Consider the following 16,446-nt stretch of genomic DNA (forward strand, 5'->3'; position numbering starts at 1 on the left):
ATTCTACCTAGAAATTGGCAGAAGATAAATGATTAAACAAAGGGCAAGATCTAAGTATGTGATCTCTAATAATATAAAGGATCTTTTAAAGAGATCTTTTATTACTATTACTACTACTGATCGACTATTCTGTTGATAAGGTTTAGATCTTCATTTAAAACATGAAATTAGATCAGATCTAAAGGTGTTAATATGATCGGATCATCCAGCAAATAAGCTCTGATCAAAAAGGCACTTTATGCACAGGGTTGAATCAGTTAGATCTTATCCAATGGATAAGCATGCTTTAAAACGCAGTTTATTCAATCTTTATCCACAAAACCTATTAAATTATTAGTAAATTGTGGGTAACTTTATATATAACTTTTTACTTGATCTATCTATTTTATGCCTGTTTGAGCTATCCAAGAGTCTAACCATGTTAATGCAGTGTCTTCTGGTAGTGCTTCATCGAGAATATTAAGCTCTAAACGTTCTGCTACTTTTATAGCGCCTTTTTGAGTTAATAAGGCATCTATATTACGTCCTGCTAGGTTATAAGTGTCATAACTAGTGTCGCCTAAAGCGATTACTGAATATTTTAATTCAGATAAATCATCTGCTTGAGTTACATCTTCAACAAAACTAATAAGATTTTCAGGGTAATCACCTGCACCATAAGTTGATGTGCAGATTAACCAAATGGTATTTTGCTGATCAATATCGCTAAATTCAGGTTGATCATGTAGTTGCGTAGTAATACCAAGGTTATTAAGCGCGTCGCTTAATTGCTCTGCAACATACTCGGCTGATCCCATTTGGCTGCCGACAATAAGATTTACTGAACTCATGAATATTAGTGATCACATTGGTTTTAATTGCCGCCTATGATAACTGAGTGAGGATAACAGTAAAGTTAAGAGTGCTTTTTTGTATAACTATTTTTGCGGTAATTTTACACTCATTCAAAATTGTGTCTTTAAGTTGTTGATAATATGATGTTTAACAAATTATCTTTAAGTGTAATCTTCTGATCAAGTTGTTGATAACAGTGGGGAAAGCTCTGCTTAAACTGTTTTTTTAGGTTGTTTTATATTCGCTAAGTTATTGATATTACTTGTCAGTAAAAAATTAAATTGTAAATATCTCAATTAAAAATACATGTTGATCATAATGTGGATATAAAGCCTGTTGATAACCTTAAATTTAGATCGAAAATAATTTTTAAAAATGATCTAATAAAGCAGATCTAATGAAATTAATTAAAAATAAGTTCATAAATAGATAAATTACAATTGATCATGAGGTTTTTGCGACTGATTTACCTAGTTTTGGTATTTATTTGAGCTGAAAATTAGGTATTGTGGATAAGTGATCTCGGTATTTTTAATTTTATGCGAATTTAGAGCTGCTATTTTTATTAATTTTGCTGGTGGAGTTAGCAGATCAAAAGTTTTGAATACTTAACAGTTGAGTTATTTTATTTAAAAATCACGGTGATTATCAAATTATATGTTGTCAAAAGTAAGCTTTTTAGAGTACTAATCAGTGTTTTTTAGCTCTTTAATTGAGCGAATAGCATTATTTTTTGCGTGTATGAGGTGTGTTTTAGTGCATTTTTGTGAGCTAAAGTAAGTATAAGGAAGCCATTTATAACTACTTTTTGTATGACATATAATGCTATTAAAGCGTGCGGTTGTTTGAAAAGGCATCGGTTTTAGCCTTAATAATAGGTGTAATTTGTGCTATTAATTCCCCCAATAAGCACTCTCAGTATTGCCTACTCTATATAATCAGACCTCTCTTAGCACGTAACAAAAGTAGTTTTGGATATGATTTTATTGGCAGTAATTTGCAGGCATCAGGTGTATAAATACATATTTTACAGCAGAATATTTTACATAAAAAAAGAGCACTTAAGTGCTCTTATAATAAAAATATATCTGTAATAGGGTGTTTATTTACCAATACAAAACGAGCTAAATATTTTGCCAAGTAAGTCGTCTGAGGTAAATTCACCGGTTATTTCATTCAAATACTGCTGTGTTAAACGCAGTTCTTCAGCGAGTATTTCACCAGCAATGTGCATTTCTAACTGTGTTTTACCCGTTTCTAAATGATACGCAGCACTTTCTAGTGCATCCAAATGACGACGGCGCGCCATAAAGCCACCTTCTGTTGCACCTTGAAAGCCTATACAAGCTTTTAAATGCTCGCGAACAAGTTCAATACCGTCAGCATTTTTAGCACTTAAGCTGATAACCGGGTATTGTTGCTCTTGCTCCATTCCGACTATGTCGCCCGATAAATCAGCTTTATTTCTGATGACCGTAACCCCCATACCTTCTGGTAATTTTGCCATAAATTCAGGCCAAATTTTGTGCGGGTCAGTATCTATAGTATCAGTGCCATCAAGCATAAATAAAACGCGGTCGGCTTGGTTTATTTCATCCCATGCACGCTCAATACCTATTTGTTCTACTCTGTCTGGGCTTTCACGAAGGCCTGCGGTATCTATAATATGCAGTGGCATACCATCTATATGTATATGCTCTCGTAGTACATCGCGAGTGGTACCGGCTATTTCTGTTACGATTGCGGCTTCACGACCGGCTAGAGCGTTAAGCAGGCTTGATTTACCCGCATTAGGGCGACCTGCAATAACAACACGCATACCTTCGCGCATGATACTGCCTTGCTTGGCTTGGTTGGTTACAGTGTTAAGCTGAGTAATAATCGCGTCTAAGTCGCCTGACACTTTACCATCTGATAGAAAATCAATTTCTTCATCAGGAAAATCTATTGCCGCTTCTACATACATGCGTAAGTGAATTACTTTTTCTACGAGTGTTTCTATGTGCTTAGAAAACTCACCTTGGAGAGACTGTAGGGCGCTTTTAGCGGCTTGCTCGCTAGTGGCATTAATTAAGTCGGCGATGGCTTCTGCTTGTGTTAAATCAAGCTTGTCATTCATAAATGCGCGCTCAGAAAACTCACCAGGCTTTGCTAAACGAACGCCCTCTATTTTACTAATTTCTTTAAGTAACATATCCAGTACTACAGGACCGCCGTGGCCTTGTAATTCAAGTACGTCTTCACCAGTAAATGAGTTAGGACCTGCAAAGTAAATGGCAATACCTTGATCAAGTTGCTCGCCAGCAAGGCTTTTAAATGGCACATAATCGGCGTAGCGAACTTTAGGTATTTTACCTACTACTTTTTCGGCGACACTTTTAGCAAGGCTACCTGAAACGCGAATAATACCAACACCACCACGTCCAGGTGCTGTTGCTTGTGCTGCAATTGTATCTTGATTGATCATGCTATTAATTTGCCAACGATGAGTAACTTTATGCCCGTATTGTAACCTATCGATTTATTTGTAGCGAATAGCTGTGGTGAAAAACAGGCAATAAAAAAGGCGACCGAAGTCGCCTTTATATAAGTAGGAGCTTAGTTAGCCTCTTACTTTAATTCCTTTCTTTTCCATGCCACGGTAGATGATTAACATCTGGACAATAGAAATAAGGTTAGACACTAACCAGTAAAGAACTAAACCAGATGGGAACCATAAGAAGAATACAGAGAAGATAACCGGCATAAAGGTCATCATTTTTTGCTGCATTGGATCAGTAACCGTCATAGGTTGTAGCTTTTGCGTCACAAACATACTCGCACCAAATAATATTGGCAATACGTAGTACGGGTCTTTCGCAGAAAGGTCAGTTAACCAAAAAATGAATTCAGCATGGCGAAGTTCAGTAGACTCTAAGAATACGTAGAACAAGGCTAAGAAAATTGGCATTTGTAGCAAAATAGGGAAACAGCCACCCATTGGGTTAACTTTTTCTTTTTTGTACATTTCCATAGTTGCTTGGCCGAACTTTTGACGGTCATCACCAAACTTTTCTTTAAGGGCTGCCATTTTAGGCTGTAGGGCACGCATTTTTGCCATTGAAGTGTATTGCGCTTTAGTAAGTGGGTACATTAACGATTTAACGATAATAGTGATGGCAATAATTGCTACACCCCAGTTACCTAAAATGCTGTGTAGCCATTTTAGCAATACAAATAAAGGTTGCGAGATAAAAAATAACCAACCGTAATCTACGGTTAGGTCTAGGTCAGGGTGAATCGCTTCAAGAATATCTGACTCTTTCGGGCCCATATAATAAGTAGCAGTTAATGTTTGCTCACTACCAGCTTGAATATTTACAGCGGGATCTTTAGCACCAATAATAGCGGCATTACTTTTTGTAATTAAGCTATAAAGTGTATTTGATTGATCTTGCATTGGAACCCAAGCACTTACAAAGTAATGTTGAATAAAGGCAACGTAACCACCTTGTGTGCTTTTATTTAGGTTTTTATCAGCCATATCTGAAAAACTATACTTTTCGTATTTTTCTTCATCAGTACCGTATGCAGCACCTAAATAGTTTTGATCAACCATGCTACCTTTTTCTTGTACGGTACGCTTAATTTGCGTGTATAGCTGTACTTGAAGAGGTGCGCTGGTAGTGTTGTTAATTTTGTATTCTAAGCCTACGTCATACTGACCTTTTTTGAATACATACGTTTTAGTAAAACTAACACCATTACTATCAGTAAACTGAAGTGGAACGCGAAGCTCATCACCCGTTAAGGTATATGACTTTTGTTCGGTATTGTAAGTAGGGCGACCGTTAGCAGATGCGTCAGGGCCATTTAAGCCAATTAAGCCACTTTGTGAAAAGTATTGTTTGCCACCATCAAGCTGACCAAGAAGCATATAAGGCGTTTCACTGCCTTTTGTCTCTTCGTATTGAAGAAGGTCTGTTTCAACAATGTCACCGCCTTTGGTGTCAATTTTAACTTTAAAAACGTCAGTTGTAATTTCAATAACTGAACGCTTAGCTAAAGTTGCTGAAGCAGGTAACTCTGAATCTGACGATGAAGGAATATAATCATCCGACTCTGGTGAATTTGCTTGTAGTGTTTGTGTTGTGGCACTTGGATCGACTTTAGGCTTGTTGTAATCATTATCCCATTCTTGGAACAATAAAAACGACACTAGCATTAGGCCAATTAATAAAAACGTGCGTTGCGATTCCATAACAGCTCTTATTTCTCGTGTTGGTGGTTAATATGGGTTAATTTTTCAGGAACGGGGTCGTCTCCGCCTGAATGTAAAGGATGGCATTTTAATATGCGTTTTAAAGCTAACCAACTACCTTTTACCGATCCATGCAATTTAATTGCTTGAATAGCATAACTAGAACAGGTTGGATTAAAACGACAATGCGGACCTAACAGCGGGCTAATCCACTTTTGATAACCGCGGATAAATAACACTAAACAAAAAGTTGGTAAAGCAACAAGTGGTTTAAGTAACCTCATGATGTTTATGCCCCTACTTAAGTTTAGTGAGATAGATATCATGTATTTAAAGACTCAATTAGAAAATTTAAATGCATGATTAAAAGGTGAGCTAAAGATACATTAATTAACCCTGCAATTCTATTGCAATTAGGTTTGTTTGTTAGATTTAGCTGATTTGTTTGGGCGTTTCTTAAAAGGTGGCGGTTTAGGTGCACCTGGTTTACAGCGTTCGTTAATTTTTCGCCATAATTTAGTAAGTTGTTTGGTTATTTCTTCATTAGACTGCTCATCAATACCATTTTTAACCATAAGCACAATATCAATATTATCGATGCTGTGTTGATTTAAACGAAAACTTTCGCGAGCGAGACGTTTAATACGGTTTCGTTGGCATGCCTTTTTTACACGTTTTTTAGCAACAGTAAGACCTAACCGAGGTTTTTCTTGGTCATTTGGTTTAGCTAATAGAGTAAAGAAAGGAGTTGCAGCCCGAGCGGGTTCATTAAATATGCGAGAGTAATGCGAGGGAGTTAACAGACGTAACTCCCTGCCAAAGCTAAAGTCTTCCACTTATAAATTAAGCAGAAAGAACTTTGCGGCCTTTAGCGCGGCGACGTGCTAATACTTTACGGCCATTTACAGTTGCCATGCGAGCACGGAAGCCGTGTGCACGTTTGCGTTTTAAAACGCTAGGTTGAAAAGTTCTTTTCATAACAATCTCATCCGATCGGTTAAAGTTAAAACATCCTATACAGGTCGCGATCCTGGCATAGGTGCCATTGCGAGCGCGAGATATTATAGAGTAAGTAATGTAAAGTCAATCATAATTACGTTAAGGGTATATAACCCACCTACTACTATATAAGAGATCATATAAGGCGATCTGTTAGGATCATCATAAATAAGAAGTTTTCCACAGCCCCTGTATAAAAAGTGAATAAAAGCGGGGGAAAAGTAAATTGGATCGTAAATTTGGTTCGCGATCTTGGTATTATTTTGTTATGATCTCCTCTCAGGATCTAAAATAAAAACTGTTTTAAATCAGCTTGTTAATGATTTTATACATCGATATCAACAATTTTATAAAAATCAATCTTTTACTTGTGGATAAAGTGTCTTCATAATACGCGGTCTTGGGTCGCTTATTGGACCATTTGAACGCAATAAATGTATGATTTATAATCATTAATGATGTGCGGGAATAAAAATTATATCTCTGGGAGTTTAACTGTGTATCTGTCGGTTTGGCAAAGTTGTTTATATGTATTGCAAGATGAGCTGCCTTCGCAGCAATTCAGTATGTGGGTAAGACCGCTACAAGCAGAAAGTACCGAAGATACCTTGACGATTTATGCACCTAATCGCTTTGTGCTTGATTGGGTGAGAGAAAAGTACCTAAATAGAATTAACGAATTACTAGTAGAGATTTGTGGTGTTGAAGCACCAAAACTACGTTTTGATGTAGGTAGTAAACCTTTATTAAATGCACAAGCTGCAACGGTTATAGAAACTCAATCGGCACCGAGTGCACACGCTTCCGCAAAACAACAGCCTCGCGAGCAAAAGCCAGTTGTTGAACCTGCACCTAAGTCAGGTTACAAATCTAACATTAAAGAAAACTATACTTTTGATAGCTTTGTTGAAGGTAAATCAAACCAACTAGCAAAAGCTGCGGCCACACAGGTTGCCGACAATCCTGGCTCTGCTTTTAACCCTGTATTTATATACGGTGGCACTGGTTTAGGTAAAACTCACTTATTACATGCAGTAGGTAATGGCATTATGGCAAATAAGCCAGATGCTAAAATTGTTTACATGCATTCAGAACGCTTTGTTCAAGACATGGTAAAGGCACTTCAAAATAATGCGATAGAAGAATTTAAGCGTTATTACCGCAGTGTTGATGCATTAATGATTGATGATATTCAATTTTTTGCTAACAAAGAGCGTTCACAAGAAGAATTTTTTCATACCTTTAATGCATTGCTTGAAGGCAACCAACAAATTATTTTAACCTCTGACCGTTACCCTAAAGAGATTGAAGGGGTCGAAGACAGGCTAAAATCGCGTTTTGGTTGGGGATTAACAATTGCGATTGAGCCACCAGAGCTTGAAACACGCGTTGCTATTTTAATGAAAAAAGCCCAGCAAAGTAAGATTAACTTACCACACGAAGTTGCTTTTTTTATTGCCAAAAAATTACGTTCAAATGTTCGTGAGCTAGAGGGTGCACTTAACCGTGTAATCGCTAATGCTAATTTTACGGGTCGTCCAATTTCAATTGATTTTGTAAAAGAAGCGCTACGCGATTTACTTGCCTTGCAAGATAAACTGGTTACCATAGACAATATTCAGCGCACTGTTGCTGAGTACTATCGAATTCGTATATCAGATCTGTTATCTAAGCGCCGCAGCCGCTCTATAGCGAGGCCGCGCCAAGTAGCTATGGCATTATCTAAAGAATTAACTAATCACAGCTTACCTGAGATTGGTGACGCATTTGGTGGACGCGATCATACGACCGTATTACATGCATGTCGTAAGATAAAATCACTACGTGACGAAAGCCACGAAATTAAAGAAGATTACCAAAACTTAATAAGAACATTGTCATCTTAGGGCTGACTTTATTATGCAAATAACAATATCAAGACAACAATTTTTAAAGCCATTGGTGCAAGTGTCGGGCGCAATAGAGCGCAAACACACGTTGCCAATTTTATCTAACGTTTTGTTAGTGGTAGAAAACGGACAACTTTCAATGACGGGTACTGACCTTGAAATTGAATTAGTTTCTGGCGTATTTGTAGGTGATGATATTGCCGATACAAAACTAACGTTACCCGCTAAAAAGTTACTCGATATTTGTAAAAGTCTACCAGATGGTTCAGACATTACTTTAAGCTTGCAAGAGCATCAATTACTTTTAACCAGTGGTAAAAGCCGTTTTTCATTAACGACTTTATCGGCTGATGATTTTCCTAATTTAGAAGAGTGGGACGGAGAGGTTGAATTTCAACTAACTCGTTTAGAGCTTCGTAAGTTACTCGAAAGCACGCATTTTTCGATGGCAAATCAAGACGTACGTTATTACTTAAATGGTATGTCGTTTGAAGTAGATAATACCGATATAAAAACAGTAGCAACAGATGGTCACCGTTTAGCTATAGCGCAAAAGCAATTAACGCAATCGCTTAATACTCAACGTCAATTAATTATACCTCGCAAAGGTGTGCAAGAAATTATGCGCCTTATGGTAGCTGACGATGAATTGGTAACAATTCAGTTTGGTGCTAACCATATCCGTATTATTGATATTGAGTTTACATTTACAAGTAAACTGGTTGATGGGCGTTTTCCCGATTACCGTCGTGTATTACCGCGTGGTGGCGACAAAGTAATTACAGCTAACCGAGAATGGTTACGTAATGCGTTCCAACGAGTGTCTATTTTATCTAATGAAAAGTTTCGTGGTGTACGCTTAAACTTATCAAACGGTTTATTAAAAATTACGGCCAACAACCCAGAGCAAGAACAAGCTGAAGAAGTTGTTGAAGTAAGTTACGAAGGTGCTGACCTAGAAATAGGGTTTAACGTGTCTTACGTATTAGACGTACTAAACACATTAAAAACAGAAGACGTACTATTTACATTAGCTGACTCAAACAGCAGTGCATTAATTGAAGGTGCAGGCGATGAAGAAGCAATGTACGTTGTTATGCCTATGCGTTTATAAGACTATAAATACATAATGAGCTTAAGTCATTTGAGCCTCAAATATTTTCGTAATATTGAGGCGCTGACGCTAGAACCAGTTAACGGCGTTAATATAATATATGGTGAAAACGGCAGCGGAAAAACCAGCCTTTTAGAGGCTATCTATTACCTTTCTCACGGCAAATCTTTTCGTACTCCAAAACACAAAAGTATTATCGCGCATCAGCAAGAGCAGTTTGTAATTCACGGGCGCAAAACAATACACGACTTATCTATTCCAATTGGTATTAGTAAAACCCAAACGGGTGAAACTAATTTAAAAATTCAAGGTAAGGCGAGCCGTAAAATATCCGAACTAGCTCAACTCATGCCAGTGCAAATTATTACACCAGAGAGCTATTCTTTATTTTTCGGTGGGCCTAAAGAGCGCAGAAAGTTTTTAGATTTAGGTTTGTTCCACGTGGAACATGAGTTCTTTTTTTTATGGCAATCGTTCAATAAAGTACTTAAACAACGTAATGCATTGTTAAAAACTAAGCCCAAGAATTATTTTGACCAAATTAAGTTTTGGGACAAAGAATTTGTTAGACTGGCTGAAGAAATAAATAAATTAAGATTGGCGTATATAAGTAGGTTTAAGCAGCAGTTTTTTGATAAAATGTGTGCAGAATTAACGCTTGTACGTGATTTAGAAATGACCTTTAACGCAGGTTGGAAAGAGACCGAATCTCTTGCAGATGCGTTAGAGCAAAACTTTGAGCGAGATGCTCGCCAAGGGTTTACAAGTAAAGGCCCTCATAAGGCCGATTTTAGTTTTAGTGTCGCTGGCAACAGCGTGGAGAATACATTCTCACGCGGTCAATTAAAGTTACTATTGTATGCGTTAAAAGTTACGCAAAATAGCTTAATTGAGTCAGAGACAGATAAGCAATCTATATTGCTAATAGATGATCTACCTTCAGAGTTAGGCGAAGATACAAAAGAGAAAGTGGGACAATTACTTGCTCACTGCAGTTCTCAAATTTTTATCTCTTCAATTTTGTCTGAAAGTATTTCTGCTGTGGTGGAACCCATGCAACGAGAACTACAAATGTTCCACGTGAAACATGGCAACCTAATAACAAGATAAGTGGGATTAACCATGTCTGAGAATTATGACTCGTCGAGTATTAAAGTACTTAAAGGATTAGACGCAGTAAGAAAGCGTCCTGGAATGTATATTGGGGACACCGATGATGGCACAGGCTTACACCACATGGTGTTTGAGGTCGTTGATAACTCGATCGATGAAGCCTTAGCAGGTCATTGTGATGATATTTATGTAACGATTCACTTAGACGGTTCTGTCTCAGTACGAGATAACGGTCGTGGTATTCCAACTTCTATCCATGAAGAAGAAGGCGTATCAGCAGCCGAAGTTATTATGACTGTACTTCATGCCGGTGGTAAGTTTGATGATAACTCTTATAAAGTATCAGGTGGCTTACACGGTGTTGGTGTTTCTGTTGTAAATGCACTTTCAGAAAAGCTAAAACTTACAGTTCGCCGTGAAGGTAAACTTCATGAGCAGTTTTACACTATGGGTGTTCCAGATGCACCTCTAGCTGTTATTGGTGAATCAGACACGACTGGTACAGAACTACGTTTTTGGCCAAGTGGTGAAACATTCACAAACTTAGATTTTCATTACGAAATTTTAGCCAAGCGTTTACGCGAGCTTTCATTCCTAAATTCAGGTGTGAGCATCATTTTAAATGATGAACGTGAAGAAAATAAATCTGACCACTTTAAATACGAAGGCGGTATTCAAGCTTTCGTTGAATACTTAAACCGTAATAAAACACCTATACATAAAGGTGTATTCCATTTTACTCACGAACGTGAAGAAGATGGTATTAGCGTTGAAGTATCAATGCAGTGGAATGATGCATACCAAGAAAATATTTACTGTTTCACAAATAATATTCCACAACGTGATGGTGGTACTCACTTAGCCGGTTTTAGATCAGCGCTAACACGTACACTTAATAACTACATGGAAAAAGAAGGCTTTAACAAAAAAGCTAAAACAACCAGCAATGCTACCGGTGATGATGCCCGTGAAGGCTTAACGGCTGTTGTTAGTGTTAAAGTTCCTGATCCTAAGTTCTCATCGCAAACTAAAGACAAGCTTGTTTCAAGTGAAGTTAAGTCTGCAGTTGAACAAGCAATGGCTGAAAAATTCACTGAGTTTTTATTAGAAAACCCAACTGATGCCAAAATTGTTGTAGGTAAGATTATTGATGCCTCACGTGCTCGTGAAGCGGCGCGTAAAGCCCGTGAAATGACACGTCGTAAAGGTGCAATGGACTTAGCAGGCTTACCTGGTAAGCTAGCTGATTGCCAAGAAAAAGATCCTGCCCAATCTGAACTATATATAGTGGAAGGGGACTCTGCTGGCGGATCAGCCAAGCAGGGACGTAACCGTAAAAACCAAGCTATTCTTCCGCTTAAAGGTAAAATCTTAAACGTAGAAAAAGCACGTTTTGATAAAATGTTATCTTCACAAGAAGTAGCAACACTAATTACTGCATTAGGGTGTGGTATTGGTCGTGACGAATATAACCCTGAGAAATTACGTTACCACCGTATCATCATCATGACCGATGCGGACGTGGATGGTTCTCACATTCGTACGTTACTATTAACATTCTTCTATCGCCAAATGCCTGAAATTGTAGAACGCGGCTATATTTACATTGCTCAACCACCACTTTATAAAGTGAAAAAAGGTAAGCAAGAGCGTTATATTAAAGATGACCCTGCATTAGTTGAATACCTAACATCGCTTGCTCTTAATGGTGCAGCGTTGTATGCAAGTACAGATGCACCAGCTCTTGAAGGTGAGGCACTAGAAGAAATCGTTCACGATTATCAAAACACAGTTAAAGTAATTGAGCGTTTAAAGCGTAAATACCCTAACACGGTAATGGAACGCTTAATTTATCAAACAGAATTGAAAACTGATGACCTTTCAGATGAAGCTAAAGTAATTGCTTGGACTAAAGTGTTGGTTGACGACCTGATTGCACGTGATGAAGATGCGACTATTTTCCATGCTGGTACTGAGCATGATGCTGAGCGTAATATGTATTACCCGGTTGTGAATATTCGTCAGCACGGTGTAGATAAAGCACACGTACTTCATTATGACTTTATTGCGTCACGTGACTACCAACGCATTGCTGTGACTGGTACTAACATCGCAAACATCCTTAGCGAAGGTGCATATATTCAACGTGGTGAGAAAACAAAACCTGTTGATAACTTTGTGGATGCTTTGGAATGGTTGATCACAGAATCGAAGCGCGGGATCTATATTCAACGCTATAAAGGACTGGGCGAAATGAACCCAAGCCAGCTTTGGGAGACCACAATGGATCCTAGTGCTCGCCGTATGTTACAAGTAACGATCGAAGATGCTGTTGGCGCGGATCAATTATTTGCGACCTTAATGGGTGACCAAGTAGAGCCTCGTCGTGAGTTTATTGAAAAGAACGCACTACGTGTAGTTAACTTAGACGTGTAAAAAATATTGCTTACATAGTAAAAGGAGCCTAATGGCTCCTTTTTTATTTTCTTCAATTACACAAACTGCTTAAAACCTGAGTATACACACGGTATACTAAGGGTAATTTTCACGCTACTTCTTAGATAGTAAAAAGCCAAATATGCAAAAATATGACGTAAAAACCTTTCAAGGTTTGATCCTGGCTTTACAGGATTATTGGGCGCAGCAAGGCTGTGTCATTATTCAACCACTTGATATGGAAGTGGGCGCAGGGACATTTCACCCGCAAACTTTTTTAAAGTCTATTGGTCCAGAGCCAATGGCGAGTGCATACGTGCAACCGTGTCGTCGTCCTACCGATGGTCGCTACGGTGAAAATCCAAATCGCTTACAACACTACTACCAATTTCAGGTAGTTTTAAAGCCATCGCCAGATAACATCCAAGAGCTTTATTTAGGCTCTTTAGCGGCTATGGGTATCGATACACTAACTCACGAAGTTCGCTTTGTAGAAGACAACTGGGAATCACCTACGTTAGGTGCGTGGGGCCTAGGTTGGGAAATTTGGTTAAACGGCATGGAAGTAACGCAGTTTACCTACTTCCAACAAGTTGGTGGTATTGAGTGTTCACCAGTAACGGGTGAGATCACTTACGGCCTAGAGCGTTTAGCAATGTACATACAAGGCGTAGATAGTATTTACGACTTAGTATGGGCTGACGGTCCATTAGGGCGTGTAACATACGGCGACGTGTTCCATCAAAATGAAGTAGAGCAGTCTACTTACAATTTTGAACACGCAAACGTAGAAGACTTATTTGCTCAGTTTGATAAATGTGAAGCAGAGAGCCAAAAGTTAATTGAAGCAAACTTACCACTACCGGCTTACGAGCAAGTAATGAAAGCATCGCACGCATTTAACTTACTAGACGCACGCCACGCAATTTCGGTAACTGAACGTCAACGTTATATTTTACGCGTTCGCGCGTTATCAAAAGCGTGTGCACAAAGTTACTATGACAAACGCGAAGCGCTTGGTTTCCCGCTGTGTAAGGATAAGTAAGTATGTCAGCACAAAATTTATTAGTAGAAATTGGCACAGAAGAGTTGCCACCAAAAGCACTGCGTAAATTAGCAGAAGCCTTTGCTGCAAACTTAACTGCAGAGCTTGAAACACTAGAATTAGCACACCAAGGCGTAAGCTGGTATGCATCGCCTCGTCGTTTAGGTCTACAAGTAAAAGCGCTTGAAGCTAAGCAACAAGACAAAGAAGTTGAAAAACGTGGTCCAGCTACTAAAGCAGCATTTGACGGTGACGGTAACCCAACAAAAGCAGCAATGGGTTGGGCACGTGGTTGTGGTATTGAAGTAAAAGACGCACAAACACTCGAAACAGACAAAGGCGCATGGTTATTGCACATTGCTAAAGTAGCTGGGCAAGAAACTAAAACGCTAATGACAGGTGCAATTACTAAAGCGTTGGCTAAATTACCAATTCCTAAGCCAATGCGTTGGGGCGCGAATAAAACACAATTTATTCGACCAGTGCATACGGTAACTATTTTGTTTGGTGATGAGTTACTTGAAGGCGAAATTCTTGGTAAGCAAATAACTAACCAGCTTCAGGGTCATCGCTTTCACCACCCAGAAAAAATTAGCATAAACCATGCAGATGACGTTTTTGACGTACTTAAATCTGCTTACGTTATTGCTGATTACGAACAACGTAAAGCGCAAATTCGTACGCAAATAGAAGAGGCTGCAAAAGCAGTTAACGCTGTTGTTGCTATGGATGAAGATTTACTAGAAGAAGTAACATCACTTGTAGAGTGGCCAGTTACTTTAACGGCAACATTTGAAGAAGCATTTTTAGATGTACCAGCCGAAGCGTTAATCTACACCATGAAAGACGATCAAAAATACTTCCCGTTATTAGATCAAAACGGCAAGCTTTTAAATAAGTTTTTGTTTGTATCTAACATAGAAAGTAAAGATCCAAGTGTGGTTATTTCTGGTAACGAAAAAGTAGTGCGCCCGCGTTTAGCTGATGCACAGTTCTTCTTTGAAACAGATAAAAAGAAAACCCTAGAAAGCCGATTAGAATCGCTTGATAGCGTATTGTTCCAAAAGCAACTTGGTACGCTTAAAGATAAGTCTGAGCGCATTAGTGAGCTTGCAGGTTATATTGCTGAGCAATTAGGTGCTGACAAAGACCTAGCACAGCGTGCAGGCTTATTAAGTAAAACTGACCTAATGACTGAAATGGTAATGGAATTTACCGACGTGCAAGGTGTAATGGGAATGCATTACGCTCGCCACGATGGTGAAGCCGAAGATGTAGCCTTAGCGCAAAACGAGCAGTACATGCCACGCTTTGCAGGCGACAACTTACCTACAAATTTAATTAGCTGCGCAGTAGCGATTGCTGATAAGTTTGATACGCTGGTGGGTATTTTTGGTATAGGCCAAGCACCTAAGGGTGACAAAGACCCATTTGCTCTTCGTCGTGCTGCTATTGGTGCACTTCGCATTATGGTAGAAAAAGAACTACCACTTGATATTTTAGACCTAGTAGCTAAATCGCAAACATTGTTTGGCGACAAGTTAACTAACTTAAATGTATCAACTGACGTATTTGAATTTATGCTAGGGCGCTTCCGTGCTTGGTATCAAGACGAAGGTATTGAAGTAGACGTAATTCAAGCAGTGCTTGCACGTCGTCCGACTAAACCTGTTGATTTTGATCGCCGTGTTAAAGCCGTAAGCCACTTCCGCACATTAGACGCAGCAGAAGCGCTTGCAGCAGCTAATAAGCGTGTAGGTAATATTCTGGCTAAAAACGACATCACCAGCCAAGGTAATGTTGATGAGAGCTTATTAAGCGACGACGCTGAAAAAGTATTGGCATCACAAGTAGCAAAATTTGCCACTGACCTTGCACCACTTTACGCAGATGGAAACTACCAAGAAGCATTAAGCCAATTGGCAGGTATTCGTGAAAGTGTTGATAACTTTTTTGACAACGTAATGGTTATGGCCGACGATGAAGCTGTTAAGCAAAATCGTCTTGCGCTGCTAAGCCAGTTAAGCGGATTGTTTTTAGGTATTGCAGATATTTCTGTTTTACAAAAATAACACCGATTAACAATTTTAAAAGCCAGCGTTTTGCTGGCTTTTTAGTTTTCACTGTATGCAAAGGAAACCCCATTGATGATTTCTATGAAACGAATTTTAACCTTAGCAATTGCTGGTTTACTGACTGCCTGTACAAGCCAAATTTCAATTAATGATGTATTGCCACAGCAAGAGCTTGATCGCACAATTTACTTACGTGGCGACTTTACATTGTGGGATGCAGAACCCCAATATCAGTTTGCGCCAGTTGGTCCTGCGCTTTATCAAGCAGAAGTTAAATTTAGTACGCCAGGTAAAGTATATGAATTTAAAATAGCGGATGCCGATTTTAGCGAGGGTTACAACTGTGGCTATAGCGACGCACAACCAGCAGGGCAAAAACTAATACTCGGCCAGCCAGCTATCGCAGACTGTAATACTATTTATAACTACTTTAGTTTCACACCAGCAATAAAAGGCACGTACATAGTAAGTATTGATTACAGTGACTACGACAAGCCACAAGTGACGATAACGAAGAAGTGATAGCTGTATTTTTAAAGCTGCCCGAGTGAATTGATGGATTTGTGACAAGGACGTTGTAGTGTTTATTCAGCATTAACACCAAGGGGATTTCGTAGATACCATCTCTTCTAACCAGCCTCAAGCTTTCTTTAAATAGCTTGGGGCTGATATTCAGTTTGATTCTTCACAACACCAAAACA

13 protein-coding genes are annotated in these 16,446 nt (G+C 38.8%); 7 read left to right on the top strand and 6 right to left on the bottom strand.

Annotated features, from left to right (window positions below):
- Nucleotides 1-380: 380 nt before the first annotated feature.
- From mioC to rpmH, 6 genes are all read right to left on the bottom strand, one after another.
- Nucleotides 381-830 carry an FMN-binding protein MioC gene (gene mioC, locus GQR54_RS17510; protein ID WP_024591277.1) on the bottom strand — a complete coding sequence of 150 codons (450 nt, stop codon included), beginning with the start codon at nt 828-830 and terminating at the stop codon, nt 381-383.
- A 1,106-nt stretch (nt 831-1,936) separates the two neighbouring features.
- Nucleotides 1,937-3,301: a tRNA uridine-5-carboxymethylaminomethyl(34) synthesis GTPase MnmE gene (gene mnmE, locus GQR54_RS17515; protein ID WP_007584209.1), complete on the bottom strand. Its 1,365-nt coding sequence runs from the start codon at nt 3,299-3,301 to the stop codon at nt 1,937-1,939.
- Nucleotides 3,302-3,436: 135 nt separating this feature from the next.
- Nucleotides 3,437-5,074 carry a membrane protein insertase YidC gene (gene yidC, locus GQR54_RS17520; protein ID WP_024592270.1) on the bottom strand — a complete coding sequence of 546 codons (1,638 nt, stop codon included), beginning with the start codon at nt 5,072-5,074 and terminating at the stop codon, nt 3,437-3,439.
- Nucleotides 5,075-5,082: 8 nt separating this feature from the next.
- A complete protein-coding gene (gene yidD, locus GQR54_RS17525) occupies nt 5,083-5,358 on the bottom strand; it encodes a membrane protein insertion efficiency factor YidD (RefSeq protein WP_008138026.1) in 276 nt (91 codons plus the stop codon).
- 129 nt (nt 5,359-5,487) lie between these two features.
- A complete protein-coding gene (rnpA, locus tag GQR54_RS17530; protein ID WP_007584204.1) occupies nt 5,488-5,910 on the bottom strand; it encodes a ribonuclease P protein component in 423 nt (140 codons plus the stop codon).
- A 7-nt stretch (nt 5,911-5,917) separates the two neighbouring features.
- On the bottom strand, nt 5,918-6,052 hold the full coding sequence (gene rpmH / locus GQR54_RS17535; protein ID WP_004335215.1) for a 50S ribosomal protein L34: 135 nt from the start codon (nt 6,050-6,052) through the stop codon (nt 5,918-5,920).
- A 518-nt stretch (nt 6,053-6,570) separates the two neighbouring features.
- Between rpmH and dnaA the strand changes: the two genes are divergently transcribed.
- The 7 genes from dnaA (at nt 6,571) to GQR54_RS17570 (ending at nt 16,267) form a co-directional block, all read left to right on the top strand.
- Entirely contained in the window at nt 6,571-7,959 is a 1,389-nt protein-coding gene (dnaA, locus tag GQR54_RS17540; protein WP_166379289.1) for a chromosomal replication initiator protein DnaA, read from the top strand.
- Nucleotides 7,960-7,972: 13 nt separating this feature from the next.
- The gene (dnaN, locus tag GQR54_RS17545; protein ID WP_010555149.1) at nt 7,973-9,076 is read left to right on the top strand and encodes a DNA polymerase III subunit beta; all 1,104 of its coding nucleotides are present in this window, start codon (nt 7,973-7,975) and stop codon (nt 9,074-9,076) included.
- A 15-nt stretch (nt 9,077-9,091) separates the two neighbouring features.
- Nucleotides 9,092-10,186 (top strand): DNA replication/repair protein RecF, encoded by a 1,095-nt coding sequence (gene recF / locus GQR54_RS17550; protein ID WP_008138030.1) that lies wholly within the window; start codon nt 9,092-9,094, stop codon nt 10,184-10,186.
- Nucleotides 10,187-10,198: 12 nt separating this feature from the next.
- Nucleotides 10,199-12,625, top strand: a complete 2,427-nt coding sequence (gyrB, locus tag GQR54_RS17555) for a DNA topoisomerase (ATP-hydrolyzing) subunit B (RefSeq protein WP_008172005.1) — start codon at nt 10,199-10,201, stop codon at nt 12,623-12,625.
- A 142-nt stretch (nt 12,626-12,767) separates the two neighbouring features.
- A complete protein-coding gene (glyQ, locus tag GQR54_RS17560) occupies nt 12,768-13,670 on the top strand; it encodes a glycine--tRNA ligase subunit alpha (protein ID WP_007584197.1) in 903 nt (300 codons plus the stop codon).
- Between the two features lie 2 nt (nt 13,671-13,672).
- A complete protein-coding gene (glyS, locus tag GQR54_RS17565; RefSeq protein ID WP_166379291.1) occupies nt 13,673-15,742 on the top strand; it encodes a glycine--tRNA ligase subunit beta in 2,070 nt (689 codons plus the stop codon).
- A gap of 75 nt (nt 15,743-15,817) precedes the next feature.
- Nucleotides 15,818-16,267 (top strand): hypothetical protein, encoded by a 450-nt coding sequence (locus GQR54_RS17570; protein WP_166379293.1) that lies wholly within the window; start codon nt 15,818-15,820, stop codon nt 16,265-16,267.
- Nucleotides 16,268-16,446 lie beyond the last annotated feature (179 nt).

The sequence above is a fragment of the Pseudoalteromonas sp. Z9A4 genome, assembly GCF_011378845.1.
Lineage (GTDB): Bacteria > Pseudomonadota > Gammaproteobacteria > Enterobacterales > Alteromonadaceae > Pseudoalteromonas > Pseudoalteromonas arctica.

What these genes read in the sequence shown, in the direction of transcription:
- mioC (WP_024591277.1), bottom strand. Translation starts at nt 830, where the DNA reads ATGAGTTCAGTAAATCTTATTGTCGGCAGCCAAATGGGATCAGCCGAG.
- mnmE (WP_007584209.1), bottom strand. Translation starts at nt 3,301, where the DNA reads ATGATCAATCAAGATACAATTGCAGCACAAGCAACAGCACCTGGACGT.
- yidC (WP_024592270.1), bottom strand. Translation starts at nt 5,074, where the DNA reads ATGGAATCGCAACGCACGTTTTTATTAATTGGCCTAATGCTAGTGTCG.
- yidD (WP_008138026.1), bottom strand. Translation starts at nt 5,358, where the DNA reads ATGAGGTTACTTAAACCACTTGTTGCTTTACCAACTTTTTGTTTAGTG.
- rpmH (WP_004335215.1), bottom strand. Translation starts at nt 6,052, where the DNA reads ATGAAAAGAACTTTTCAACCTAGCGTTTTAAAACGCAAACGTGCACAC.
- dnaN (WP_010555149.1), top strand. Translation starts at nt 7,973, where the DNA reads ATGCAAATAACAATATCAAGACAACAATTTTTAAAGCCATTGGTGCAA.
- recF (WP_008138030.1), top strand. Translation starts at nt 9,092, where the DNA reads ATGAGCTTAAGTCATTTGAGCCTCAAATATTTTCGTAATATTGAGGCG.
- gyrB (WP_008172005.1), top strand. Translation starts at nt 10,199, where the DNA reads ATGTCTGAGAATTATGACTCGTCGAGTATTAAAGTACTTAAAGGATTA.
- glyQ (WP_007584197.1), top strand. Translation starts at nt 12,768, where the DNA reads ATGCAAAAATATGACGTAAAAACCTTTCAAGGTTTGATCCTGGCTTTA.
- glyS (WP_166379291.1), top strand. Translation starts at nt 13,673, where the DNA reads ATGTCAGCACAAAATTTATTAGTAGAAATTGGCACAGAAGAGTTGCCA.
- GQR54_RS17570 (WP_166379293.1), top strand. Translation starts at nt 15,818, where the DNA reads ATGATTTCTATGAAACGAATTTTAACCTTAGCAATTGCTGGTTTACTG.